This window comes from Actinomadura sp. 7K507, assembly GCF_004348425.1.
Classification (GTDB): Bacteria; Actinomycetota; Actinomycetes; order Streptosporangiales; family Streptosporangiaceae; genus Spirillospora.
This window is the reverse complement of record NZ_SMKK01000011.1, coordinates 14,200-38,650: the sequence shown is the minus strand read 5'-3', so window position 1 is coordinate 38,650 and position 24,451 is coordinate 14,200. Positions and strand designations below refer to the sequence as shown.

General features: G+C 73.6%; 19 protein-coding genes. 2 read left to right on the top strand and 17 right to left on the bottom strand.

Annotation, left to right across the window (positions count from 1 at the left end):
- Positions 1 to 135 precede the first annotated feature (135 nt).
- The 3 genes from E1285_RS04430 to E1285_RS04420 form a co-directional block, all read right to left on the bottom strand.
- Positions 136 to 813 carry a response regulator transcription factor gene (locus E1285_RS04430; protein ID WP_207946392.1) on the bottom strand — a complete coding sequence of 226 codons (678 nt, stop codon included), beginning with the start codon at positions 811 to 813 and terminating at the stop codon, positions 136 to 138.
- 563 nt (positions 814 to 1,376) lie between these two features.
- Positions 1,377 to 4,307 (bottom strand): M36 family metallopeptidase, encoded by a 2,931-nt coding sequence (locus E1285_RS04425; protein ID WP_243722555.1) that lies wholly within the window; start codon positions 4,305 to 4,307, stop codon positions 1,377 to 1,379.
- A gap of 237 nt (positions 4,308 to 4,544) precedes the next feature.
- On the bottom strand, positions 4,545 to 6,716 hold the full coding sequence (locus E1285_RS04420) for an MMPL family transporter (protein WP_207946390.1): 2,172 nt from the start codon (positions 6,714 to 6,716) through the stop codon (positions 4,545 to 4,547).
- Between the two features lie 134 nt (positions 6,717 to 6,850).
- Here E1285_RS04420 and sigJ point away from each other — a divergent pair, with 134 nt between their 5' ends.
- Positions 6,851 to 7,756: an RNA polymerase sigma factor SigJ gene (sigJ, locus tag E1285_RS04415; protein WP_243722554.1), complete on the top strand. Its 906-nt coding sequence runs from the start codon at positions 6,851 to 6,853 to the stop codon at positions 7,754 to 7,756.
- 25 nt (positions 7,757 to 7,781) lie between these two features.
- Here sigJ and alc read toward each other — a convergent pair whose 3' ends face one another.
- The 11 genes from alc to E1285_RS04360 form a co-directional block, all read right to left on the bottom strand.
- Positions 7,782 to 8,921 (bottom strand): allantoicase, encoded by a 1,140-nt coding sequence (gene alc / locus E1285_RS04410; protein ID WP_132148283.1) that lies wholly within the window; start codon positions 8,919 to 8,921, stop codon positions 7,782 to 7,784.
- Entirely contained in the window at positions 8,918 to 10,258 is a 1,341-nt protein-coding gene (gene allB / locus E1285_RS04405; RefSeq protein ID WP_132148281.1) for an allantoinase AllB, read from the bottom strand. Before allB ends, alc begins: the two co-directional genes overlap by 4 nt.
- Positions 10,255 to 11,400 (bottom strand): glycerate kinase, encoded by a 1,146-nt coding sequence (locus tag E1285_RS04400; RefSeq protein WP_132148279.1) that lies wholly within the window; start codon positions 11,398 to 11,400, stop codon positions 10,255 to 10,257. The genes allB and E1285_RS04400 overlap by 4 nt, the downstream gene beginning before the upstream one ends.
- Before the next feature lie 7 nt (positions 11,401 to 11,407).
- Complete coding sequence (pucL, locus tag E1285_RS04395; RefSeq protein WP_132148277.1) at positions 11,408 to 12,310, bottom strand: factor-independent urate hydroxylase; 903 nt, start codon at positions 12,308 to 12,310, stop codon at positions 11,408 to 11,410.
- 64 nt (positions 12,311 to 12,374) lie between these two features.
- Positions 12,375 to 13,883, bottom strand: coding sequence for an NADH-quinone oxidoreductase subunit C (locus E1285_RS04390; RefSeq protein ID WP_132148275.1), 1,509 nt, complete (start codon positions 13,881 to 13,883; stop codon positions 12,375 to 12,377).
- A 13-nt stretch (positions 13,884 to 13,896) separates the two neighbouring features.
- Positions 13,897 to 15,384: a proton-conducting transporter membrane subunit gene (locus tag E1285_RS04385; RefSeq protein WP_132148273.1), complete on the bottom strand. Its 1,488-nt coding sequence runs from the start codon at positions 15,382 to 15,384 to the stop codon at positions 13,897 to 13,899.
- On the bottom strand, positions 15,384 to 16,043 hold the full coding sequence (locus E1285_RS04380) for a hypothetical protein (protein ID WP_132148271.1): 660 nt from the start codon (positions 16,041 to 16,043) through the stop codon (positions 15,384 to 15,386). The genes E1285_RS04385 and E1285_RS04380 overlap by 1 nt, the downstream gene beginning before the upstream one ends.
- Complete coding sequence (locus E1285_RS04375; RefSeq protein WP_132148269.1) at positions 16,040 to 16,990, bottom strand: NADH-quinone oxidoreductase subunit H; 951 nt, start codon at positions 16,988 to 16,990, stop codon at positions 16,040 to 16,042. The genes E1285_RS04380 and E1285_RS04375 overlap by 4 nt, the downstream gene beginning before the upstream one ends.
- On the bottom strand, positions 16,987 to 19,053 hold the full coding sequence (locus tag E1285_RS04370; RefSeq protein WP_132148267.1) for a proton-conducting transporter membrane subunit: 2,067 nt from the start codon (positions 19,051 to 19,053) through the stop codon (positions 16,987 to 16,989). The genes E1285_RS04375 and E1285_RS04370 overlap by 4 nt, the downstream gene beginning before the upstream one ends.
- Positions 19,050 to 19,535: an NADH-quinone oxidoreductase subunit NuoB gene (nuoB, locus tag E1285_RS04365; RefSeq protein WP_243722553.1), complete on the bottom strand. Its 486-nt coding sequence runs from the start codon at positions 19,533 to 19,535 to the stop codon at positions 19,050 to 19,052. Before nuoB ends, E1285_RS04370 begins: the two co-directional genes overlap by 4 nt.
- Before the next feature lie 138 nt (positions 19,536 to 19,673).
- A complete protein-coding gene (locus tag E1285_RS04360; protein WP_132148263.1) occupies positions 19,674 to 20,048 on the bottom strand; it encodes a metalloregulator ArsR/SmtB family transcription factor in 375 nt (124 codons plus the stop codon).
- Between the two features lie 230 nt (positions 20,049 to 20,278).
- Between E1285_RS04360 and E1285_RS04355 the strand changes: the two genes are divergently transcribed.
- Entirely contained in the window at positions 20,279 to 21,118 is an 840-nt protein-coding gene (locus E1285_RS04355; RefSeq protein ID WP_165966452.1) for an NAD-dependent epimerase/dehydratase family protein, read from the top strand.
- Between the two features lie 9 nt (positions 21,119 to 21,127).
- Here the strand turns inward: E1285_RS04355 and E1285_RS04350 are convergent, their stop codons facing one another.
- The 3 genes from E1285_RS04350 to E1285_RS04340 are packed head-to-tail and all read right to left on the bottom strand — an operon-like array spanning position 21,128 to position 24,398.
- Complete coding sequence (locus tag E1285_RS04350) at positions 21,128 to 22,225, bottom strand: C45 family peptidase (RefSeq protein WP_207946389.1); 1,098 nt, start codon at positions 22,223 to 22,225, stop codon at positions 21,128 to 21,130.
- A complete protein-coding gene (locus tag E1285_RS04345) occupies positions 22,222 to 23,397 on the bottom strand; it encodes a hypothetical protein (RefSeq protein ID WP_132148259.1) in 1,176 nt (391 codons plus the stop codon). Before E1285_RS04345 ends, E1285_RS04350 begins: the two co-directional genes overlap by 4 nt.
- Positions 23,394 to 24,398, bottom strand: a complete 1,005-nt coding sequence (locus E1285_RS04340) for a DUF916 domain-containing protein (protein ID WP_132148257.1) — start codon at positions 24,396 to 24,398, stop codon at positions 23,394 to 23,396. The genes E1285_RS04345 and E1285_RS04340 overlap by 4 nt, the downstream gene beginning before the upstream one ends.
- Positions 24,399 to 24,451 lie beyond the last annotated feature (53 nt).

Below are 24,451 nucleotides of genomic sequence, written 5' to 3'. Positions count from 1 at the left end.
TCCTCGTTTCGCGGGCAAGTAAAGGAGAAGCCCACAGCAAGTCAATCAATAGACGGCCCCGAACCGTCAATGGGCGAGCTGTAAGATCGACGTAAGATTACGTAAGATGATTGAGAGCGGCCGCTCGTACGGAATTCAGCCGTGGCCGATCCCGAATCCGACACCGCGCGCCGTCTTGATCCACGAACCCGCGCCGAGCTTGCCGCGCAGGCTGCTGACATGCATGTCGAGCGTCCGGCTCGACCCCACATGGTGGTCGTCCCAGACCTCGGCCATGATCTGTCTTCGAGGAATGATCTTTTCGGGGTGCCTGGCGAGCAGATGAAGGAGATCGAACTCCTTGCGTGTCAAAGTGATCCGGCGCTCGTTCACCCGCACCTCACGCAGATCGGTGTCGATGTGCAGGGAGCCGCGGGAGATCTGCCGTTTCCGGTGGCGGTCCGGGCGGGCGCGCCGCATGACCGCCTCGATGCGGGCGATGAGCTCGCGGAACCCGAGTGGGACCTCCAGGCATTCGCGCTTGTCCAGGCAGTCGTCCGAGCCCGCCTGCAGGACGAGGACCCGGTGGACCCGGTCATCACGGTCGGTGACGACGATGATCGGGGTGTCCCCCTCGTTCCGGATGGCCCGGCATACCTCGAGGCCGTCCAGGTCGGGCAACTCCAGGTCCAGGAGCACGAGGTCGACCCGGTCGTAGTTCCGCAGAGCCTCGGTTCCCGTGTCCACGCTCTCGGCGTCGTATCCATGCCGCCGCAGTCCCGCGGTAATGGAATCGGCGACGGCGGGCTCCTCGTTCACAACTAGTACGCGCATGGTCTGGCCGTGATTTCCCTGTGATTGTGACCCGTCTCCACCGAAATGACCACGATCAGTCATTCGCTGGAAGCGGCCTCCGGTGATCTCCTGCCCGGAACGCTGAATGGGCTCTCCACCGGGGGCCACGGGCCATGGCCGCCTCGGAGGAATGTCAGCACCCGGCTGGACTCCCCTGGGTACAGGGGCATCGGTCGCGGTTCCGCGCCTCGAACGGTCCGCATGGCTTCCCGTCGGTCAATACGATCATGCAAGGTTCCCCGCGTCTTCCGATTTAAACACATGACGACACCGACGCAAACTCGCCACCATGCGCCACTACGATGCACCACTACGCCGAATTGGGCGCTAAGCACCGACGATATCAGCGGCACAGCCGCCCACCCGGCCGAATTGGACCGTGCCAACACGGCATCCATTCAAGGACGACTTCAGCACACTCGATCACCCCGTCCACACGAGCACCGATCTCACCACGGTTCGTCGCCCTGCGAGATGCGGCCCGGCGGACGAACCGGAGGGGCGGGAGCCGCGCGGCTCCCGCCCCTCCGGTTCGGTGTCGGTCAGCGGGCGAAGGCCTGGAGTTCGGCCGCCCGGACCATGCCGGCGCGGGGCGAAGCGGTGGCGCAGTCGGTGCTGGAGCGCGGGTCGTTGTCCTGCTCTCCGGCGTAGGCCGGGGCGCCGGTGCACTGGCTGGAGAGCACCTGCAGGCGCAGGTGCGTCGCGGTGAAGTTCCGCGTGTTGAAGGAACGCAGGGTGATGTCGGGTGCCGTGGGTCGTGGCCGGTCGGCGGGGAAGGCGTCGTCCGGGCTGGTGTAGACGGCGCGGTAGCCGCCGTCCTGCGAGCAGTCGGACTCGGTGGCGTCACAGGCCAGCAGCCGGAAGGAGCGCAGTGCGGTGAACCGGTTCTGGGACGTGTCGGGCCCCTCCGGGTCGCCGTCCACGGTAGGACGCAGCATCGCGCTGACCTGCACCCGGCCGACCCTGACCGGGCGGTCGCCGGCCAGGTCGACGGTCACCTGGCGGTCGGCCACGGGGGCGTCCACCGACTGCCAGTTGGTCGCCTCGGTCTCGTCCAGCAGCGCCTGGTGCGACAGTCCGTCGCCGGTGGCGGTGGCGCCGTTCGCCGCCGCTGCCTGGTTGCGGTGCATCGTGACCGGCAGGGTCCGCCGTGACCCGCCGATCGTGGCGGTGAACTTCTTGTGGCCGAAGCCCTCGCCGACCGCGACGAAGGAGTAGCGGCCGGGCGTCATGGCGAAGGTGGCGCCGAGCGGGGTCGCCGGGTCGGTGTCGGCGACCGGGACGGCGCGGGCCTCGTAGTCGCCCACATAGAGGCGGACCTTCCCGTCCCTGGCGTCGCCTCGGGGCTTGAGCGTGACCTCGGCGTCGCGCGAGACCGGGGAGGCGAAGCTCGGCGTGGGGTCGGCGTCGGCGGGGCCTTCGCTGGCGGCGCCCTCCCCCAGGCCGTGCTGGGCGAAGGCCTTCCAGATCAGGTCCTGGTTCTTGCCGCCGAAGCGGATGACGTCGGCGGCGAGCAGGGCGTCGCGGTGGTCGACATAGCTGACCGCGCCGGTGGCCATGAGCAGCAGCGCGTCGAAGGACAGCTGCGCCCACCGCCGGTTGCCCGGGCATCGGGCCACCGGCACCTCTCCCTCGGCGCACTTGCGCTGCAGTGAGGTGCTCCCGTCGCCGTAGCGCCGCACGAACGCCTGGCGGAGGTCGAACTGGGTGGCGGTCCAGATCTCGCCGTCCGCGTGGACCTGCGGGCCGGTCAGGTCGTAGCCGAGGTCGCTGTAGTTGAGGGGGCTGCGGCTCATGTCGTAGTTGCGGATTCCGGTGCGGGGCTCGCCGGTGACGTAGCCGCCGATGACGTACGGCGTCCGGCCGGGCGCGCGCAGCCCGTACTCGCGCAGGTACTCCATGGCGAGCAGGTCGGAGGTGCTCTCGTTCATGGCGCCGGCCTGCGGGCCGTTCCAGCCGGCGTCCGGTCCGGCGACCATGCGGCCGGAGATGGCGTGCGCGTACTCGTGCCCGATGACGCTCATGTCGAAGTCGCCGTCGACGCACGGGGAGTAGAACGCCCCCGCGATCGGCTGCCACAGGTACATGTTGGTGATGGCGGCGACGCCGTCGGGCGGGGTGATCTGGTTCGCGTTGTCGCGGATGGAGGGGAACCTGGCGCCGGCCTGCGCGTTGCCCTGCTCGGGGTCGCCGCCGAGGCCGCCGCGGTCGCCGTTGTCGACCTGCATGTTCCAGGCCGACTCGGTGAAGCCGAGCCGGTAGGACCAGTCGTGCAGCCGGTTGTGCTGGACGAAGAGGTTGGAGATGGCCGCCTCGACGTCGGCCTCCTGCGGGCTGTCCAGCGTCGCCGGGTCGCACTTGCTGGTGTACCACTGGTTGGCCCACGGGTAGCTGTAGTTGCGGTCCGGCTTGGGCGCGTTGGTGCGCGTGCCGACGGTGAAGGGGTCGTCGCTCGCGCGGTTCTCGTAGGTGCGGGCGGCGTTGCCCAGGCTGGTCGTCGTCGAGGCGCCGGTCCCGGGGTCGGCGTCCCACGGCTTGCCGGTGGAGGGGTCGCCGCCGACGACGGACCGGCAGCCGCGCGCGGGGACGAAGCACCAGGTCTCACGGGTGTCGCGGGACGAGTAGTCGCCGCGCGGGGCCGCGGGGAACACCGACCAGCGCGGGTCGTCCCCGTCTTGGTACCCGTGCCCGTTCTGATGCCCGTGCTGGTGCCGGTCGACGAGGTTCTCCCGCACGAGGACCGCACCGGAGCGGGCGTCGACGTGGGAGGTGACGGCCTTGGGCTCCGCGCCGGAGGAGTCCATGAGGACGACCTGGTAGGCGCTGCGGACGCCCTCGGCGGTGGGGACCGCGACGAGGCGCACCCTGCGGGCCGCCTCGGCGGAGACGGCGATGCCGGCGTCCCGACCGGCCGCGGCCACCGCGTCGTCCTGGGAGAGCGTGGCGGGCGGCGGAGGGTCGTCGTCGCGGGACAGGGTCGAGGTGACCGAGACGACCTCGCCGCCGGTCACGCCGACCGCCACGAGCCCGTCGTGACCGGCGGGAAGGTCGCCGAACCGCTGGCGGAGCAGCACGGCCGCGCCCTCGCCGATGGGGTTGACGGCGACCTTCTCGAGGCCGGCGACGGCGGCGGCGTCCAGGCCGAACAGGTCCTGGTGGCCGGCCAGGTACGCGCGGGCCGCCTTCTCGGGGTCGTCGGCCAGCCCGCCAGCCAGGGGCTCGGCGTCGGTCACCGAGGCGGGCGTGCCGAGCCGGTTCCACCGGACGGTCACGCCGCGGGCGGCCCCCCGCTGCCGGGTGGTGGGAGCCAGGCTGCCGGTGCGGGCGTCCTTGTCGGGCAGTTCGGTGTGCTCGCCGGGGGGCTGCGAGCGGGGAGGGAGTGTTCCGGCCTGTCCGGGGACCGTGAGTCCCGAGGCGAGGAGCGTTCCGGTGACGGCGACCGCGGTCGCGGCGATCCAGCGTGTCCTGGACACCTTTGCCTCCTGGAGGCGGGCGGATGACCCGTGGGGGTGGTGGCCGGTCGAACACCCGGCCGATGTTGAGACAAGCACCCCACCAGAAGTGCAACTAGGGCGATTAAGACACGAAGTACGCATCGGTCAGGGGCGATCATCGCCCTTGACAGTGATCGCTCCCCATGGATGCCGTGACCGGACGGTCGGGACGTCGCCGCTCCGGTGGGACCGGGGCCCCACCGGAGGGCGGCGTGCTCAGTGGCGCTCCAGTTCGACCTTCGGCAGCAGCCTGGCCATCGGCGCCGGCAGCCACCAGGCCCGGCTGCCCATCAGTTCCATCGCCGCCGGAACGATCAGGCAGCGGATGATGACCGCGTCCACGAAGATCGCCACCGCGAAGCCGAACCCGGCCTGCTGGAGCATCCGGTCCGGGCTGAGCGTGAACGCGGCGAAGATCACGATCATGATCGAGCCCGCGGCGGTGATCACCGAGCCGGTGTGCGCCAGTCCCTCCCGCACGGCGTGCGAGGGATCCTTCTGCCCCGAGCGCGTCCACTCCTCGTGCATCCGGGAGATCAGGAAGATCTCGTAGTCCATGGAGAGCCCGAAGACGATGGCGAAGAGCATCACCGGCAGGTACGCCTCGATCGGGCCGCCCTCCATGCCGAACATGCCGTCCTGGAAGACGAGCTTCATCGCGCCGAGCGCGGCGCCGATGCTGAGCAGGTTCAGCACCGCGGCCTTCAGCGGGATGAGCACCGAGCGGAACACCGCCATCAGCAGGAGGACCGAGAGGCCGACGACGATGGCCATGAACAGCGGCATCCGGTCACCGAGCATGGCCGAGTAGTCCTCGAGCGTGGCCGTGGCCCCGCCGACCATGTACTGCGCGCCGCTCTGCGCTGACACCTGCGGCAGAACGTCGTCCCGCAGGGTACCGACGAGTTCGGAGGTCCTCTCGTCCTGCGGCGAGTAGGCGGGGAAGGCCAGGACGGTCGCGGCCTCGCCATCCGGTGTGGGGATCGGTTCCGCGGCCGCCTGGACTCCCGGGGTGTCGTTCAGCGCCGTGGCCGCCGCCGCCGCGGCCTGCGGGCCACCGTCGGTCACCACCAGCAGCGGGCCGTTGAACCCGGGGCCGAAGCCTTCGGACAGCAGATCGTAGGCCTGCCGGCTGGTGCTGCCGGCCGGGTCGCCGCCCGCGTCGGAGAATCCGAGCCGTATCCCCAGCGCCGGAACGGCGAGGGCGCCGAGGATCACCGCGCCCGCCAGCAGGGCGGCCAGCGGACGCCGCTGCACACCGGCGCCGAGCCGCCGCCAGCCGGCGCCGTCATCGGCCTTGCCCTTGGCCTTGCGCCGCTCGGCGCGCCGGGTGAACTGGCGGGCGAAGCGGGGGCCGAAGATCCCGAGCAGCGCGGGCAGCATGGTCAGGGAGGCGAGCATGGTCACCAGCACGGTCAGCGCGACCGAGAGCGCCATGCCCTGGATCGAGCCGATGCCCAGGGCGACGAGGCCGAGCAGGGCCAGCAGGACGGTGCAGCCCGCGAAGAACACCGAACGGCCGGCGGCGTCCATCGCGGTCACGGCGGCCCGCCTCGGATCCGAGCCGCGCACCAGCTCGGCGCGGTACCGCGCGAAGATCAGCAGCGCGTAGTCGATGCCGACGCCGAGGCCGACCAGGATCATCACCGGCGGGGTCCACTCGGCGATCGTGAAGACGTGCGAGGCCACGATGATGCCCCCGACGGTGGAACCCACAGCGAACAGGGCGATCACGATGGGCAGCCCGGCCGCGATGAACGAGCCGAACATCAGGACCAGGATGACCAGCGCGGCCAGGATGCCCGCGCCCTCCGCGGCGCTGGTCCCGCCCTCAGCCAGCAACCGGGCCGCGTCGCCTCCCAGCTCGACCTGGAGCCCGTCGCCCGCGGCCTTCTGGGCGGTGTCGTAGATGCGCTGGGTGTCGGCCTTCGGCATGTCCTGCGACGGGACGTCGAGCGTCACGGCGGCGAAGCCGACCGTGCCGTCCTGGGAGATGGCGCCCCCGCCTTCGTACAGGCTCTGGACCTGGCCCACGTTGTTCAGCCCGGCGACGTCGCGGAGCATGGCCCCCACGCGCTGCTCGACGCCGGGTTCGCGCAGGCCGCCCTCGTCGTGCAGGACGATCTCGATGGTGTCCCCGGCGTGGGCGGCGCCGTGCTCGGCCAGCAGGTCGGCCGCCTGCTGCGACTCGGTTCCGGGCAGGGAGTAGTCGTTGCGGTAGTCGTTGCCCGCGGCCGACGCGGCGGTCCAGACGCCGGCCAGGACGGCCACCCACAGCAGCAGGGCGATCCATCTGCGGCGGTAGGCGAAGCCCGCGACGCGGACGAACACCCCGCTCCGCGTGGGCGGCCTGATGTCCTCATCTCGGTTCAGCTCGGTAGTCGTCATGATCTCTTCCCGGAGGTGTCCTTTGGTGCCACAGGTCGCCCTGGGCATCTGCGCCTTGGTGACGACGCGGCCCGCGAAGGTGTGACGTGGTGTCGGCCGTGTCACACCTGGCCCGGCCGCGTCGTCAACACGGCGTGGATACGACAGATCTGAACGGCGAGGACCTGCTCGCGCGGTCCTTCGAGGCGAACCGGCCGAGACTGCTGCGGGTGGCGTACACGATGACGGGCTCGCTGGTCGAGGCCGAGGACTGCGTCCAGGAGGCGTGGCTGCGGCTGCGCGGGCTCGACGACCCGGCGTCCATCCGCGAACTCGGCGCCTGGCTGACGACCACCGTCAGCAGGCTGGCGCTCGACACCCTGACCAGCGCGCGGGCGCGCCGCGAGAAGTACGTCGGCACCTGGCTGCCCGAGCCGCTGGTCGGGACCGGCTCCGACGACCCGGCCGACCGGGTCACGCTGGACGAGTCGGTGAGCATGGCGCTGCTCGTCGTCCTGGAGCGGCTCTCCCCCGCCGAGCGCACCGCGTTCGTGCTGCACGACGTCTTCGGCGTCCCGTTCCCCGAGATCGCCGAGGTCGTCGGCCGGTCACCGGCGGCGGTACGCCAGCTCGCCTCGAGGGGGCGCCGGCACGTCGAGGGCGGGCGGCCGCGGTCGCCGGCGACGCAGGCCGAGCAGCGGGAGCTGGTCGAGGCGTTCACGGCCGCCTGCCGGGACGGCGACCTGCCGGGGCTCATCGCGCTGCTCGACCCGGACGTCGTGCTCCGCGGCGACGGCGGCGGCAAGGCCCGCACGCTCCAGCACATCGAGCGGGAGGCGGCGCGGGTGGCCCCCATGATCCTGCTCGCCTACGCTCGCGCCGTGGGCCCGGGCCCGCTGGACAGCCTGCCTACCGAGGTCAACGGCGCTCCGGGGCTGGTGGCCCGGGACGCCAACGGCGAACTGTCGGTCGTGGCGTTCACCGTGGACGCCGGGCGCATCACCGCGATCGACATGGTGCGCAATCCGGACAAGCTCGCGATGGTCCCGGACCTGCTCTGAGGTCCGGCGCCGCCGGCGGCGCCGGTCAGCGCGCGGACGGGGCCACGAGCAGCCCTTCCAGGACCCGGGCGGGCGGCGCGCCGCCGTCGCCGAACGGGCGGGCGGCCAAGAGGGTCCGGGCCTCGCCGGGGGCGAGTCCTCCGGAGGTGGTGAGGACCGTTGTGGCGTGGTCTTCGGGGAGGAGGTCCAGGAAGCGGATCGCGGCGGCGGCGCGGGCTTCGCGGGTCAGGGTGCCGTGGACGCGGAGCCGGGCTATGCCGCCGTCGGGGTAGACGTCCAGGCGGACGTGGGTGACCGGCGCCGTGGCCGCCGCGCGGAAGTGGTGCCGGGTGTCCGGTTGCAGTCGGGTCTTCGGCAGGAGATCCGCCTGCGCGTCGCCGTCCATGCCTTTGAGGGACGCCCAGCCGGGGGCGTTGCCCAGGTAGTAGGACGTGTCGATCTCGACGCGGTGGACGTGGGCGTGGCCGGCGAGGGCGACGGTGACGTGGTCGTTGCCGTCGTCGCGGCGGCGGGCGTTCTCCCAGCCGTCGCCCATGAGCCGTGAGCGGCCGGGCAGCAGGATGTTGCGGGGCGAGCTGTAGAATATGTCGGAGCAGTCCACGACGTCCCCGCCGGACTCCAGCGCGGCGAGGTCGACGGTGCCGTCCATGAGGCGGGGGTCGGGCACCGGTTCGCCGTGCACGCGGAACCGCGCGACGCCGCCGTCCGGGTAGATGGTGAGCCGGACGTGCGTGAAGCGCCGGGGGTCGGCGACGGGGAAGGCGTTCTCCGTGTCGCCCTCGATGGGCGACCTGCCGACCAGGGTCTCCCAGGTCGCCCGCCGCAACTCCGCGGGCGAGGGGTAGCCCTCCGCGCTCGTCGCCTCCACCGACGCCTCGGGCGGGTAGTTGCCCTTGAACCACGCGGTGTCGATGATCACGCCGCTGACCACGCCGGGGACCCCGAGCCGCACGATCGCGTGGTCGGCGCCGGGTTCGCGGCGGCGGCGGGTCTCCCAGCCGTCGTAGGTCTTGCCCTTGTGCCCGAAGTCGGCGGCGGAGAAGACGGCGGGCCCGGGCTTGATGAGGTTCTCGCGTTCGGCGAAGAACTCGTCGGTGGCGAAGACGACGCCGGCGGCGAGGTCGCGAGCGGCCAGGTCGGGCAGGGCGGTGAAGCCGGGCGTCATGCTGCTCCTCTCGTCAGGAGCCGGCCGCGCGGCTCCTCGGCGATGTCGACCGGTGCGCCGCGCAGCCAGGTGGCGCGCACGGCGCCGGTCAGCGGGCGGCCGTCATAGGGGGAGATCCGGTTCCGGTGGTGCAGGCGCCGGACGTCCACGGTGAAGGTGTCGTCGGGGGCGAAGACGCAGAAGTCGGCGTGGCGGCCCACCTCGATGCGTCCCTTGCGGAGGAGGCCGGTCTGCTTCGCGGGACGCTCGGCCATCCAGCGGGCCAGGTCGGTGAGCGAGTGACCGCGGCGGCGCGCCTCGGTCCAGACGGCGGGCAGGGCGACCTGGAGGGAAGCGACGCCGCCCCACGCGTCGCCGAAGTCGCCGGTGTCGAGGCACTTCAGTTCGGCCGTGCACGGCGAGTGGTCGGAGACGACCATGTCGATCGTCCCGTCGGCCAGGCCCTGCCACAGCAGCTCGCGGTTGGCCGCCTCGCGGATGGGCGGGCAGCACTTGAACTGGGTGGCGCCGTCGGCGATCTCCTCCGCCGAGAACGCCAGGTAGTGGGGGCAGGTCTCCACGGTGAGCCGGACGCCGTCCCGCCGGGCCGACCGGATCATGGGGAGGGCGTCGGAGCTGGACAGGTGCAGGATGTGCGCACGCGCGCCGGTCGAGCGGGCCAGCCCGATGACCTGGGCGACGGCGAGGTTCTCGGCGCCGCGGGGGCGGGACGCCAGGAAGTCGCGGTACCTGGGGCCGTGCGCGGCCGGCGCCCGCTCGACGGCGCGGGCGTCCTCCGCGTGGACGATCACCGGCGCGCCGAGGTCGCGCAGTTCCCGCATGGCGCGCCGGAGTCCGTCGCCGGTGAGCGGCGGGAACTCCTCGACGCCCGAGTGCAGCAGGAACGCCTTGAAGCCGAACACCCCGGCGTCGTGCAGCTCGCGCAGGTCCGGCAGGTTGCCCGGGACGGCGCCGCCCCAGAATCCGACGTCCACCCAGGTCCTGCCCGCGGCCGTCCGGCGCTTCACGTCGAGCGCGCCGACGGTCACGGTCGGGGGGACGCTGTTCAGCGGCATGTCGACGATCGTGGTGATGCCTCCGGCGGCGGCGGCGCGGGTGGCGGTGGCGAATCCCTCCCACTCCGGGCGGCCGGGGTCGTTGACGTGGACGTGGGAGTCGACCAGGCCGGGCAGCAGCACCTCGTCGTCGCGGAGTTCGACGACCCGGGACGCCCGCAGCGGCGCGTCCGGCGGCTCGATCGCCACGATCACCCCGTCCCTGACCCCGACGCAGCGGGCCCCCTCGCCGGAGCCGGTGACGACCCGCCGGGCGCGGACGAGGAGGTCGAGATCCGTCATGCGCCGCCTCCCCCGGCGGTGACGAGGCCGAAGTCGGCGGCCAGCCGTGCCGCCAGCCGTTCCAGCAGCGGCCCGGCATCGGTCATGCGCCGCCGCGGGTCGGGTTCCAGGCCGGTGATGGTGTAGACGCGGGAGATCCCCGCCGCGGACAGGTCGGCGGCGCCCAGGGTCGTGCGCCCGGCGACGGCGGCGACGGGAACGCCGGCCCGTGCGGCCGCCGCGGCGACCCCGGCGGGGGCCTTGCCGCTGAGGGTCTGCTCGTCCAGCGAGCCCTCGCCGGTGATCACGAGCCCGGCCTCCCGGAGCAGGCCGGCGTAGCCGACGAGGTCGAGGACGATCTCGATGCCGGGACGCGGCGCGGCGTTCAGCAGCGCCAGCGCGGCGAAGCCCACGCCTCCCGCGGCGCCCGCCCCCGGGGCGGCGGAGTGGTCGGTACCGGTGGCGCGGGCCACCCGTTCCGCCCAGCGCGCCAGCGCGCGGTCGAGGAGCGCCACGTCGCCGGGGCCCGCCCCTTTCTGCGGCCCGTAGACCGCCGCCGCGCCCCGCGGGCCCAGCAGAGGGTTGTCGACGTCGCAGGCCAGGATGAACTCCGTCTCGGCGATCCTCGGGTGCAGGCCCCGCAGGTCGACGTCCGCGACGTCGAGCAGGCCCGCTCCCCCGGGCCGGACGCAGCCTCCGCCTTCCCGGCGGACATCGGCTCCGAGCGCCCGCGCGAGGCCGGCGCCCCCGTCGGTGGACGCGCTGCCTCCCACGCCCAGCACGATCGTCCGCACTCCCGCGTCCAGTGCCGCCCGGATGACCTGGCCGGTGCCGTAGGTGCCGGCGCCGAGGGGGTCGAGCCGCCCGCCGGGCAGCCGGGACAGGCCGGAGACGTCGGCCATCTCGACGACGGCGACAGCGCCGCGCCGGGCGAACGCGGTGGCGACCGGCTCCCCGGTGGGCCCGCCGGCGGTCACCGGCACGCGGTCGTACCCCGCGGACAGCGCCGCTTCGAGCGTCCCGTCCCCGCCGTCGGCGACCGGCAGCTCGACGACGTCCAGGCCGGGCGCGGCGGCGCGCAGACCCGCCGCGACGTGCGCGGCGGCCTCGCGGGCGGAGAGGCTGCCCTTGAACTTGTCCGGTGCGGCGATCACATGACTCACGGGAACCTCAGCAGAAGCCGGGGACGGTGAGCCAGGCCTGCCCGGCGTCCGGTGTGTCGTCGCGTGTCACGGTGGCCTCGATGAGGCCGTAGGGACGGTCGGCGGCGATGAACACCTCGCCCGGGTTCTCCATCCCGAACGGCGACAGGTCGACCTCGAAGTGGTGCTTGTTCGGCGCGGAGAAGCGGATCTCGGCGACCTCTGGGTGCCGTTCGAGGACGCCTGCACCCATGGCGTACAGCGACTGCTGCAGGGCGAGGCTGTGCACCTCGGCGAACCCCTCCAGCATCACCGCCCGGATCGAGGCGTGGCGCTCGTCGAAGTCGATGCCCGTGCCTTCGTAGCGCCAGCGGGCCACGAGCGACGTGGCGAGGACGCGGTCGTCGGTCTCGGCGAGGGTGGTGTACTCGTCCTTCAGGAACCCGGTGAACTCCGAACCGGTGGTCTTGGCGATGACGAGGTCCTGTATCCCGGAGACGACCCAGGCCCGGCGACCGGCCCCCTGCCCCGCGACCGTGACGATCGTGGTCCGGGTCTCCCCGCCGCGCTGGACGAAGGAGTGGTCGTGCCCCGCGCCGCCGGACGGGACGCGGTCCCAGGCGTACTCCTCGATCTCGATGCGGGCGCCGTCGACATCGGGGACCTGCGCGACGAAGTGGTCGGCGAGCCTCAGGCCGAACTCCTCGATCGTGCCGATGCCCTCCTTGGCGAAGGCGAACACGGTGTTCTTCTGCGTGTCGGTCGGCAGCACGCCGGACTGGTCGCCGGACTCGTGCGCCGCGGTGAAGTCGCCGCGCAGCGACGTAGACACGTTCAGGTCGCGCACCTCGTGCCGGGCGGTCTCGCGGTGGACGCGGAAGACCCTGATCTGCGCCTTGCCGTACTGGTTGGGGCCCAACACGATGCCCATGGGCTCAGCTCCCTCGGTAGGTGCCTGGAGGCAGGTTAGCCCCCGGCGGCCTCCACGACCCCGCTCAGAGGTCGTTGCCGGCGTAGGAGAGGTTGAAGCTCTTGTTGACCAGCGGGAAGTCGGGGACGATCACGCCGGTCAGAGCGACGGGCAGGGCGGGCCAGTTGAAGAAGGACGGGTCGACGATCTTGGCGCGGGTCAGGGTGCCGTCCCGGGCCAGCTCGACCCGGTGGACGATGGCGCCGCGCCAGCCCTCGACGACGCCGACGCCGGAGACGGGGCCGCCGAGCGGGGAGAGCGGCGGCCAGTAGGTGACGACGCCCGGGGACATGCCGTACGCCAGGTCCTTGATGATCGCGGCGGACACGGCGATCTCCTCGGCGCGGACCTGGAAGCGGGCCAGCACGTCCCCGGTGGTCCGGGTCGCCACGCCGAAGGCGGGCCGCAGGTCGGTGAAGGGGTGGTCGCGGCGGGCGTCGGCGCCGACGCCGCTCGCGCGGGCGACGTAGCCGAGTGCGCCCAGGTCGCGGGCGGCCTGGGCGGGCAGTTCCGCGGTGCCGGTGAAGCGGTCGGCGACCACGGTGTGGGACAGCGCCAGGGCGGCGAGCCCGGCGGCGTCCTCGGCGATGGCGGTGAGCCGCGCGGGGGCGGGGACGGTGCGCAGGACGGCGCCGCCCAGCACGACTCCGCCGCGCAGGAGGCGGTGCCCGGTGACCTCGCGGTTGAGGCGCAGCAGTTGTTCGCGGATGCGGCCGAACTGGGAGTTCAGAACGGAGTGGCCCACGTCGTTGCACAGGGCGCCCAGGTCGGTGACGTGGTTGTAGAGGCGTTCGAGTTCCAGGAGCAGCGTCCGCATCCGCTGTGCCCCCGGGGAGACCTCGACGCCGGCGGCCTCTTCGACGGCCATGCAGAACGCCAAGGCGTGCCCGACGGTGGTGTCGCCGCTGACGCGTTCCGCCAGTGGCAGCGCGTCGGCGGGAGTCCGGCCGTGGAACAGCCTCTCCAGGCCCTTGTGCACGAACCAGAGCCGCGCCTTCAGCTTGAGGATGCTCTCGCCGACGACCGAGAAGCGGAAGTGGCCGGGTTCGATCATCCCCGCGTGGACGGGGCCGACCGGGATCTCGTACACGCCGGGGCCCTCGACGTTGACGAAGGGGTAGGGCCCCTCCGGGTCGCCGAACTCCGGCGCGGGCCCGGCGTCGGCGCGCATCGGATACCAGCCTCGGGGCCAGTGGTGATGCCGGACGAGACGGCGCGGCAGCGGATGGTTCTCGGGGACGATCCCGTACAGGTCGCGCATCTCGCGTTCGAACCGCCCGGCGGGGAAGCTGATCGCGGCGAGGCTCGGGACCGCCGGGGCGTCCGGGTCGAGCCTGACGTGCAGTTCCGTGCGGCGGTCCGGGGACGCGCCGGTGAACAGGTACACGACCCGGAGCGCGCCGGGGTCGTGGTGGGCGGCGGCGAGTGCGAGCCGGTGGCCGCCGTCCAGAAGCGCGGCCGCCCGTGCCGGGAGCGCCCCGGCGTCGATGTCGGCCATCGTGCGGGGCTGTGCGGGCTGGTCGTCCGTACTCATCGGGTCATTTCCTTCAAAAGGCCGTGATGATCTCGGCGGCGGCATCCAGCAGCGGCCGCAGCGGCCATGCGGTGACGCCGATGACGGCGCAGGCGGCGAGCCCGGCGCCCAGTGCCACGGCGAGTGCGAACGGCGGCCGCAGGCCGGCGGGGATCGCGGCCGCTCCGGGACCGTCCGGGCGGGACCCCAGCAGCATCCCGGCCATCCGCGCGGAAACGGCGGCCACGATGAGGAGCGTCAGGACGAGGGCGACCGTCACGGCCCATCCGAGCCCGGCGGCGAACCCCGCGCGGACCATGGCGATCTCGCCGGCGAACAGGGCGAACGGCGGGAGCCCCAGCAGGGCCAGCAGCCCGCCGCCCAGGGCGGCGGCGAGGACCGGGGCCCGGCCGCCCAGCGCGCGCACGGCGTCGATACGGCTGGTGGCCAGGGCTTGGTGGATGCGGCCGGCCGCGAGGAAGGCGACCGACTTGGCCAGCCCGTGGCCGAGGATGTGCAGCAGCACCGCGCCCATGGCCAGGCGCGTCCCGATCGCGGTGCCGAGGGCGAGCAGGCCCATGTGCTCGATGCTGGAGTAGGCGAGCATCCGCTTGAGGTCGCGTTGCCCCAGCAGCAGGGCCGCCGCCACCGCCAGGGAGGCCAGGGCGACGATCAGGAGCAGGGTCCGGGCGAATCCGGTGCCGAGCGCGGCGTCGGAGATCACCTTCACGCGCAGGACGGCGTACAGCGCCACCGACAGCAGCACGCCCGACATCAGCGCGGAGACCGGGGCGGGCGCCTGGCTGTGCGCGTCCGGCAGCCAGGCGTGCAAAGGGGCGAGCCCGGCCTTCGCCCCGAATCCGAGGATCAGCAGCGCCACGGCGATCCGGGTCACGCCGGGATCCAGGGAGCCGGCGTGCTCGGCCAGCCTGACCCAGTCCAGGGCGCCGGACGACGGGACGTGCGCGTGCCGGGCAGCGAAATGCAGCAGGAAGATCCCGAGCAGGGCCAGCGCGATCCCGGCCGAGCAGATCACCACGTACTTCCAGGCCGCCTCGGTGGCGTTACGGGTACGGCGGTGGCCGACGAGGAACGCCGTGACGATCGTGGTCGCCTCCACCGCGACCCACAGCACCCCGAGGCTGGAGGCCAGCACGGCCAGTGCCATCGCGGCCACGAACAATTGCGTCAGCACACCGTAACGGCGCGCGTCGGTGGGGGCGGCGTGGCCCGCCTCCCGCTCGGCGGCCAGGTGGGAGGGGCTCGCGAGCATCGCCAGCAGGGCCACGGCGCCGATCACGATCAGCATGAACGCGGCGAGGGCGTCGGCGCGCAGCAGCCCGCCGAGTCCCGTGCGCGGCCGGTCGGCGGCCAGCACCGCGAGCCGCACCGCCGCGGCCAGCACACCGCCCGCCGCGATCGAGGCCAGCCACGCCGTGCCGCGCCGCCAGCCGAACACGGCGTAGCCGAGGGCGGCCAGCGCGGGCACTCCGACCGGGGCGACCAACAGGATCGTCGTCATCAGTCGCGCAGCTCCCGCAGGTCGTCCAGGTCGCCGTCACCGAACGCGGCGCGGATGCGGGAGGTGAGGACCTGCAGCACCAGGACCGCCAGCAGCACGTCCAGGGACACTCCGAGCTCCACGATGAGCGGCACGCCCGAGGTGGTGAGGAACGCGACGGCGGTGATGCCGTTGTCCATCATCAGGAACCCCGCCACCTGGGACAGCGCGCGGCGCCGGGTGACGAGCACGAAGAAGCCGAGCAGCACCACCGTGAGCGCCACCGGGACGGCGCGGGTGGCCGGGGACGGCGACAGCGCGACAACCGGGCGCGTCACGGCGAACGACAGCAGCGCCAGCAGCGCCGCGGCGACCAGCGAGGACGCCACGTTCACCAGCGGCTCGGTCTCCCGGAACGCGCCCCCGGCCCGCATCGCGCGGCGCAACAGCAGCGGCAGGACCGCGGCGCGCAGGACGGCGATCCCCGCGGCCAGCACGATCGTCTCCACGTGGCTCTCGTGCAGGCCGAGGACGGCGACCAGGGCGGCCAGGGCCGCGCCCTGGACGGCGAACAGCCGGACGATGGCCGCCAGGTCACGCCGCCACAGCGCGAGGATGCCCGACAGCAGCAGCGCGCTGCAGGCCAGGTTGAGAAGCTGCACGTAGAGGGTCTCGCTCATGAGGCGGCCAGGAAGAAGGACGCGGCCACGGCCAGCAGCGCCATCAGGAACGACCCGGCCAGCAGCTCGGGTACGCGGAACATCCGCAGTTTCGCCATGAACACCTCGCCGGCGGCGAGCGCGCCGCCCAGGACGACGACCTTGACGCCGAACGCCGCCACCGCGACCGGGAGCATCAGCGGCGACGTCCCGGCGATGCCCCAGGGCGCGAAGAGGTTGGCGAACAGGCCGAGGAGCACCGTCAGCCGCATAGCCGACGCCCACTCGATCAGCGCCAGGTCCGGCCCGGCGTACTCCAGCACCATCGCCTCGTGGATCATCGTCAGTTCGAGGTGGGTGGACGGGTTGTCCACCGGGATGCGGCCGGTCTCGGCGATGACGACCACGCCCAGCGCCACCGCCGCGAGCAGGCTCACCGGGGAGGCGACCAGCTGCGGCTCGTGCAGGGTGGCGGTGACGATCTCGCCGAGGTTGGTGGAGCCGACCCGCGCCGACAGCGCGAACACCGACAGCAGGATCGTGGGCTCCACCAGCGCCAGCACCACCATCTCGCGGCTGGCGCCCATGCCGCCGAACGCGGTGGCGGTGTCCAGGCCCGCGAGTGCGAGGAACACGGTGCCGAGCGCCAGCAGCGCGGCCACCGCGAACAGGTCGGCGATCCCGTCCAGCGGCGAGGCCGTCGTCACGATCGGGACCACCGCGGCGGCGACCAGCGCCGTGCCGGCCAGAACCAGCGGAGCCACGCGGAACAGCACGCCGGTCCCGTGCGGGGCGACCGGCTCCTTGCGCAGCAGCTTGCGCAGGTCGCGCAAGGGCTGGCCGATGCCCGCGCCGGCCCGTCCCTCAAGGCGGGCCCGGACCTGCCGCATCACCCCGACCAGCAGCGGCGCCCCGAGCGCCACCAGCGCCACCTGGATGACCGCGCCGGCGGCTCCGGCCGCGCTCATCGCGTCACCGCCAGCAGGACCAGCATGCCGACGAACGCGTAGAAGCCGTACCCGACGTAGCGGTGGACGCTGCCGTTGGCCAGGGGACGCGCCGTCCGGCCGATCCAGGCGACCGCCAGCAGCACGGGCCGGTACAGCCGGTGCTCGACCCGGTCGCCGACCCGCGTCCGGTACCGGACTCCGTCGACCAGGTACGCCGATTCCTCGACCGGCGTGACGTCCAGGTCGGTCTCGGGGGCGAGCACGTCGTCGAACACCCGCACCAGCGGTTCGGCGAACGAGGTCGCGGTGTACTCCATCCGCGCGGACGCCGGCCCGGCCCCGCAGTCCCACAGCCGGGCACGGCGACGGGCCCGGCCGGCGGTGACCGCCCGCAACACCCCGATCAGCACAACGACCGCCACCAGCAGCGCGACGGTGATCAGAAGCGGGGACATGGTGCTCGGCATCCCGGCCGGCCGGAGTACGACGGGACCCGTCACGGGGTCGGCGGCCGGTCCGGCCACCGCCGCCGCGACGCCGGCGGCGCGGGAGAGGCCACCGGCCACCGGCCCCGGCGCGAGCGCGGCAGCGAGGCAGCCGAGCGCGGCCAGGACCATTCCGGCGATCATCGCCGGTGGGCTCTCGCGGGCACGCTCGGCGGCGGCGCCGCGCGGACGCGCCAGGAACCCGACGCCGAACGCCTTCACGAACACGGCGATCGCCAGTCCCGCCGACAGCGCCACCACCGCCACCGCGACCGGCATGGTGACGGCGGCGGCCGTCCCGCCCTCGGGCAGCGCGTGGACGAGGCTCTGCAGGAGCAGCCATTCGCTGACGAAGGCGCTGCCCGGCGGCAGCGCCGAGGCCATCAGGGCCCCGATCCCGAACAGCGCGGTCGTGGCCGGCATCGGCGAGCGCAGCCCGCCCAGCGCGTCCAGGTCCCGGGTGCCGGTGGCGCGCAGCACCGAGCCCGCCGCGAGGAACAGCAGCGTCTTGAAGCCCGCGTGGTTGACCACGTGCAGGAGCGCCGCGGTGAGCGCGAGCGCCGCCGTGGTGCGGGCGCCCGACACCGACAGCATGCCCGCCGCACCCACGCCGATCAGTACCAGGCCCATGTTCTCGCAGGTCGAATAGGCCAGGAGCCGTTTCATGTCGGTGGCGACGACCGCCTGGAGAATCCCGTACAGGGCCGACACCGCACCGGCGGCCAGCACCAGCAGCCACCACCACAGGGGTCCGCCGCCGAGCAGGTCCAGCCCCACCCGGACGATCCCGTACACGCCCATGTTCACCATCGCCGCGCTCATCAGCGCGGACACGTGGCTGGGCGCCTCGGGATGGGCGCGGGGCAGCCAGACGTGCAGCGGCACGATGCCCGCCTTCGAGGCGAATCCGGCCAGCGTCGCCACGAACACCACGCTCCGCACGGGCGGGGGCAGGCCGTCCGCGGCCTCGCGCAGCCGGTCGAACGACTCGCCGTGCGACGCGGCGGCGAACGCGGCGAGGCCCGCGAGGATCGCCACCAGCCCCAGGTGGGTCATCACCGCGTACCACAGGCCGGCCTCGGCCGCGGGCGCCCGTCGCCGGTGCTCGGCCACCACCAGCAGCAGCGACGTGACCGCCATGAGCTCCCACGCCAGCAGGAACGTGCTCACGCTCGCCGCCGCGGGCACGAGCAGCATCGCCACCACGAACAGCGGGAGCATGGCCTGCACCGCCCGGCCGTCCAGCCCGTGCCCGCCGCTCGCCGCGCCGTCCGTCCCGTCGCGGCCGGGGCGGGTGTAGCCGATCGCGTACACGGCGGCGCACACGGCCACGGCTCCGGTGACGGCGATGAACAGGCCGCCCAGCGGGTCGATCGTCAGGCGGACCCCGGCCAGGGGCATCAGGTCCGGCAGCCAGGCCGCCCAGGTGTGGCCCGCCATCGCCGCGAGGCCCGCGACGACCGCGGCGGCCCCGGCGGCGGCCGTCCCTCCCCCGGTGACGGCCGGGCGGGCACGGCGCGGCAGCATGGATCCGGCGGCGGCGAGAACCCCGAGACCCAGGGCCGCGCAGAACGCGGCACCGGTCAGAGTCGTCATCGGCCGGTGAGCCCCCGCAGCGCGGCGACGATCGCCTCCGGCTCCGGCGGGCAGCCCGGCACCTCGGCGTCGACCGGGACCACGTCGCCGACCGCACCCACCACGCCGTACGCGCCGGCGAACACCCCGCACCCGCGGGCGCAGTCGCCCAGCGCCACGACGACCTTCGGCTCCGGCACCGCCTCGTGGGTGCGCCGGAGCGCCATCTGCATGTTGCGCGTCACCGGCCCGGTCACCAGCAGCGCGTCGGCGTGCCGGGGCGATGCCACCAGCCGCGCCCCGTACCGCTCGGCGTCGTGGACGGGTCCGAACGCCGAGGCGATCTCGACCTCGCAGCCGTTGCACGACCCGGCGTCCACGTGGCGGATCTGGACCGACCCCCGCAGCCCGGCGGCGCGCTCGGGCGCGGCGCCCTCGGGACGCGCGGGCGGCTCCTCGGCGACCCGCCCGGTCCTCACGATCTTGCGGAGTAGATCCTTCACCCGGTTCCCCGACGTTGCGACGGCTGAGCTGCTGACCCGCGCGGCGGACATCTGACCTCCTGCGCAATTGCCAATATTAGCAATCAATAAGCGTGCGACGGACAGGGCAGCACCGGGGCGGCGGCCGATGCCGGACGGCTACCCGGACGGGCGCCCCCGGCCGGTCGTCGCACGGTCGGTCGTCCCACGGTCGGCGCGCAGGTCGTCCAGCAGTTCGGCCTGCCCTGCCAGCACCCCGGTGAGGATCGACCGCGCGACGACGAGCAGGTCGGCGACCTGCGGGCTGGTCAGTGAGTAGATGACCGTCGTCCCCTCCTTGCGGGAGACGACGAGCCCGGCCCGGCGGAGCACGGCGAGTTGCTGGGACAGGTGCGCCGCCTCGATCCCGACCTCCGGCAGCATCTCGGCGACCGCGTGGTCGCGCTCGCTCAGCAGCTCCAGCACCCGGATGCGGGCCGGATGCCCCAGAGTCTTGAAGAACTCGGCCTTGAGCTGGTAAAGCGGCGTGCTCATGGCAGGCGGCCCCTCACAGGGTTCTCCCGCGGCGACCGGCCCGTGGTCACACGAGGACCACACGGCGGCGCCCTGCGGGACGGATCATTGGTTCACCGGGTCAGCAGTTGCCAATTCTAGCAACTCCGCAACCAGGTTCCGGTATCGGCCGCACGGCGGATCGGCCGAGCCACCCGGCCTCCCGCCGTTCATGGCAGAATGGAAACGCTGTTTCCCTCTGGAGGTTGCCCGTGCGGTATCTGATCATCGGCTGTGGCCATATCGGCACGGAGCTGGCGCGGCGCTGGACGTCCGCCGGTCACCAGGTCACCGGCACCACCACCTCGCCCGGACGGGTCGAGAAGCTCCGCGAGATCTGCACGGACGCGGCCGTCCTGCGCGGGGCCGACCTCGACGCCGTCACACGCGCCGCCGAGGGCGCCGACGCGATCGTCCTGACGGTCAGCCCGCGGCTCCAGCGGTCGTTCGACGCGGCGCAGCGCGTCGCCGAGTACGCCGACACGCTCACCGCGAGCGCCCGGACGGCCGTCACCGCGCATCCGCGGGTGGTGTTCACCAGTTCGTCCTCGGTCTACGGGGCAGGCGAGGGCGCCCTCATCGACGAGGAGACCCCGACGACCACCGACAGCGACGCCTCCCCGCGCAACTTCGTCGCCGCCGAGCAGGCCGTGCTGGCCTCGCCGCGCGGCGCCGTCGTGCGGATCCCCGACGTCTACGGCCACCCGGACGACATCGACTACCCGACCCGGGTGAAGTTCGCGCACGACGTCCTCGGCGGCAGCGTCCCCTTCTCCGCGGACGCCCTGCTGTACCGCGTCGACTACCGCGACGCCGCCGCCGCGATCGACTTCGTCGTGACCCAGGGCCTGACCGGCGTGTACAACGCCGTCCCGGACGAGACCGTGCCGCCGACGAACGCGGCGGCCTTCGCGGAGATCTGCGCGGCCGCGGGCCTGCCCGGCCTCACCTACCGCGGCGAGATCAGGACCCCGTCCGTCCCCGTCACCTCCGCGAAGCTGCGCGCGGCCGGCTTCGCCTTCTCCCACCCGGCCGCGGCGCCTGCCGGGTGAGGCGGTAGGTCACATGCCCGCGGGAGACCCCTGGTACCGCCGCCAGGAGGCCGGGGTGGCGCGGCACGGGCCGCCCCTGTGGACGTCCAAGGCGCCCGCGGCCACGTCGAGGCTGATCGTCGCGAGGGTTTCCCAGCGGGCCCGGGACGGGTCGCCGGTCGTGGGGTGCGCGCAGACCGGGGCGTCTCCGGGAGCGTGACCGACCAGGGCCTCGGCCCGCTGCTGGGCGGTCGGCGCCGACAGCGTGCGCGTGCGGGAACGCAGGTGGCCGAGGCGGGCGAGGGAGCCGGGGAGTTCGTCGCCGCCCGCCTCGCCGGCCGCGAGCGCCGGATCCTCGAAGTGGTTGGTGTGCAGGAGGGTTCCGGCCGCGTCCGCCGGGATCACGCCGACCCCGTCCGGGCAGATCTCCAGGGTGGCGGCCCGTCCGCGCCTGCCGTCGTAGGTCACCACGGTGATCGCGGTGGACGCGGAGGTGCGGGCCGAGCGGGCGATGCGCTCGGCGTCCTCCAGCGTCTCCGCCTCGTCCAGGATGCAGCGCGCGATCACGTGGACCGGAACGCCGGTCGCGCCGCCGTCGGAGGCGTGCCCCAGGATGTTGAAGTGCACGCCGAGCCCGGCGCCGTTGACGCCGATCTTGGCGAGGGCGCCGAACTCGGTGAAGGTCCGCACGCGGTGGCCGGGGCTCGGCTCGTAGGTCCACACGACGGGGACGTCGCGCATCGCGTCGTGCCAGTCCCAGGTCTGGACGGTGCGGGGCGGTGCGCCGCCCGGGAGGACCACGGCCGTGCTGCACTCGCTCCGGACCGGCGCGTTCAGGGCGGCGAGGATCTCGGTGCGGGCGCTGACGGACGCGACCCGCCAGGTTTCCAGGCCCGCGCCGGCGGCGATGGCGCCGATCTCGGCGCCGAGCGACGGCGCCCACGCGGCCGTCTGCGCGAGGGCCTCCTCGCTCAGTGCGCGCACCCGCGCGGCGCCGCCGCCGAGGGTCGCGAACAGCTCCATGTAGCCGGTGTGCGTGGCGGCGATCTCGGTCTTCCAGCGCGCGCCGAAAGCCCGGCCGCGCTGGGTGGGTCCGGAGCGCGCGGAGACGAATTCGGGGAAGGTCACATCTCTCTCCTCGGGTCACCTTCGTTCATCATGCCCGCGGGAGGCGGGAGCAGCAGCGCCGGAATCGGAACGTCCAGCGCGCGGCTCAGGGCGAGCAGCTCGTCGGCGTCGAACCGGCGGGGCGGGGTGAAGGTCTCGGCGCTCTCGATCTGGTCGGCGGTCCAGGTGGTGCCGGTGAGCGCGGTGAGGGTGTCGGCGAGCGCCGTCCTCGGCAGGTTCCGGACGCGCCGCCACTGGCCGATGTTCGCGGCGACGATCTCGTTCATCGTGGTCGGGTTCATCGTGGTCGTGGTCGTGGCGCGCGACGCGGGCAGGGCGAGCGGCAGCGTGACGGCGGCCACGGCGCGGCGCGGCGCGCGCCTGCTCGCGAGTCCCCTGACCACGGTCACGGGCAGGGCCAGTGCGAGCAGGATCGGCACCGCCCACGGGTAGGCGGAGGTGTGGGCGGTGAATCGGGCGGGACGGTCGATGCCGGTGAGTTCGCCGACGACCGTGTACCGGCCGAACGCCGGGCCCGGTAGCTCGGCCTTGACGTGGAAGGTGCGTTCCTCGCCGGGGGCGAGCGTCCCGATCTTGGGAGCGTCCAGTACTCCGGTGGGCTCGCTGCCACGGCCGGCCGCCATGGTGAGGGGCGGGTCGGTGACCGGCGCCTCGCCGCTGTTGCGCACGGTGAAGGCGACCGTCCGCTCCGCCGGGCCGCCGAGCCACGCGAGGGACGGGCCCCCGCCGCTCACCCGGACCCCGGAGACGGTGAGGTCGCGGGCCGGAGCGGCGGACGCGGTGCGGCGCTGCGCCGCCGTGAGCGTCGGAACGCCCTCGATCTTCAGCGGGACGGTGCGGGCCTTCCCGCCGGAGACGGGGCGGGCGGAGATGACGCAGGGGCAGCCGATCGGCGGCTTCACGACCGTGACCATCACCGTCGCGCGGCCCTGGTCGTTCACGAACGTCGTGGCCGCCGCCGCGACCGCGCAGTCCGCGGAGCCGCGATCGGCGCCGTTGCCGCACAGCTCGACCAGCACGTTCCCGGACGGCCAGGCGGCGAGGTCGACGGTGACGGTCTGCCCCACCCGCGCCGCGGCGCGGTCGACCTCGACGGCCGGGCCGGGGGCGGCCCCGGGGGCTGTGAGGGCGAGCGCCGGGACGGCGAGCGCCCCGGCCAGGAACGCCATCATGACCGGCTCCGGCGGCGGCGCAGCAGGTAGAGGGCGGCGACGGCGACCACCAGGGCGGCGAGAGCCGGCCAGGGGGTGGCCCACCATCCGGCGGTCCGGACGGTCGGGCGCGCCGCGGCCGGGCCGGTCTCCATCGCGTCGACCGGCGTCAGCCGGAGGGACGCGGTGAGCGGCCCGGCGGGGAACACGCCGCGGACCCGGTCGGTGAAGGTGTAGGCGTTGCCCGGCAGCAGTTCGGGCACCCGGCGGGTGGCCGGGCTGCCGAGACCGGTGCCGAACGGGCCGGTCACGCCGATCCGCGTGGTGGCGGCGAGCCGCACGTTGCCGGCGTTGCGGATCCGGTAGGTGACCTTGACTCCGCCGGTGCCGAACACGGGCCTGTCGGGATCGACCTTCAGCGACTCCACCTGGAGCGAGGAGGACAGGGCCCCGTTCACCCGGGCGTAGACGCGCGCGGCCACGCGGCGGTCGACGTTGACGCGCTGCCCCTGCGCGCCGGTGGTCTGCTCGGCGACGGCGGCGATCACACCGCCGGAGTGGTCGCCGGGGGTGGCGCCGGACGGCACGGACAGCGTGAACGGCAGCCGCACCGACTTGCCCGCCTCGACGGTCCGGGTCGGGGCGCCCTTCACCGAGATCCAGGTGCCGACGTCGGCGGCCTGCCGGTCGGCGGTGAGGAGGGCGAACGAGCCGTCCCCGGTGTTGAAGGCGTCCGTGGCGTAGACGCGGAAGGTGAGCGGGCGGTCGCTCATGTTGGTGATCACCACGTCGTCGCGTACGCGCTGCCCCGGGGACAGCGTGTAGACGAAATAGTCACGCCGGGACTGGCCCTTGACCCCGGCGGGCTTGACCGACCAGGCGAGCCCGCCGTCCGGCGCCGCCGCGGCGGGCGCGGCGGGCATGGCAGGCATGGCGGGCGCGGCGGCGTGTGCCGGGACGGTGGTGAAGGCGACCAGCGCGATCACCGCCGCCGGAAGGGCCCCGCCACGGAAAGCGTTCATCAGTTGGGCTCCGCGTACTCTTCTGTGCGGGGCGGGGTGGGGATGCTTCGACC

What these genes read in the sequence shown, in the direction of transcription:
- E1285_RS04430 (WP_207946392.1), bottom strand. Translation starts at nt 813, where the DNA reads ATGCGCGTACTAGTTGTGAACGAGGAGCCCGCCGTCGCCGATTCCATT.
- E1285_RS04420 (WP_207946390.1), bottom strand. Translation starts at nt 6,716, where the DNA reads ATGACGACTACCGAGCTGAACCGAGATGAGGACATCAGGCCGCCCACG.
- alc (WP_132148283.1), bottom strand. Translation starts at nt 8,921, where the DNA reads ATGACGCCCGGCTTCACCGCCCTGCCCGACCTGGCCGCTCGCGACCTC.
- allB (WP_132148281.1), bottom strand. Translation starts at nt 10,258, where the DNA reads ATGACGGATCTCGACCTCCTCGTCCGCGCCCGGCGGGTCGTCACCGGC.
- pucL (WP_132148277.1), bottom strand. Translation starts at nt 12,310, where the DNA reads ATGGGCATCGTGTTGGGCCCCAACCAGTACGGCAAGGCGCAGATCAGG.
- E1285_RS04390 (WP_132148275.1), bottom strand. Translation starts at nt 13,883, where the DNA reads ATGAGTACGGACGACCAGCCCGCACAGCCCCGCACGATGGCCGACATC.
- E1285_RS04385 (WP_132148273.1), bottom strand. Translation starts at nt 15,384, where the DNA reads ATGACGACGATCCTGTTGGTCGCCCCGGTCGGAGTGCCCGCGCTGGCC.
- E1285_RS04380 (WP_132148271.1), bottom strand. Translation starts at nt 16,043, where the DNA reads ATGAGCGAGACCCTCTACGTGCAGCTTCTCAACCTGGCCTGCAGCGCG.
- E1285_RS04375 (WP_132148269.1), bottom strand. Translation starts at nt 16,990, where the DNA reads ATGAGCGCGGCCGGAGCCGCCGGCGCGGTCATCCAGGTGGCGCTGGTG.
- E1285_RS04370 (WP_132148267.1), bottom strand. Translation starts at nt 19,053, where the DNA reads ATGACGACTCTGACCGGTGCCGCGTTCTGCGCGGCCCTGGGTCTCGGG.
- E1285_RS04360 (WP_132148263.1), bottom strand. Translation starts at nt 20,048, where the DNA reads ATGAGCACGCCGCTTTACCAGCTCAAGGCCGAGTTCTTCAAGACTCTG.
- E1285_RS04345 (WP_132148259.1), bottom strand. Translation starts at nt 23,397, where the DNA reads ATGATGGCGTTCCTGGCCGGGGCGCTCGCCGTCCCGGCGCTCGCCCTC.
- E1285_RS04340 (WP_132148257.1), bottom strand. Translation starts at nt 24,398, where the DNA reads ATGAACGCTTTCCGTGGCGGGGCCCTTCCGGCGGCGGTGATCGCGCTG.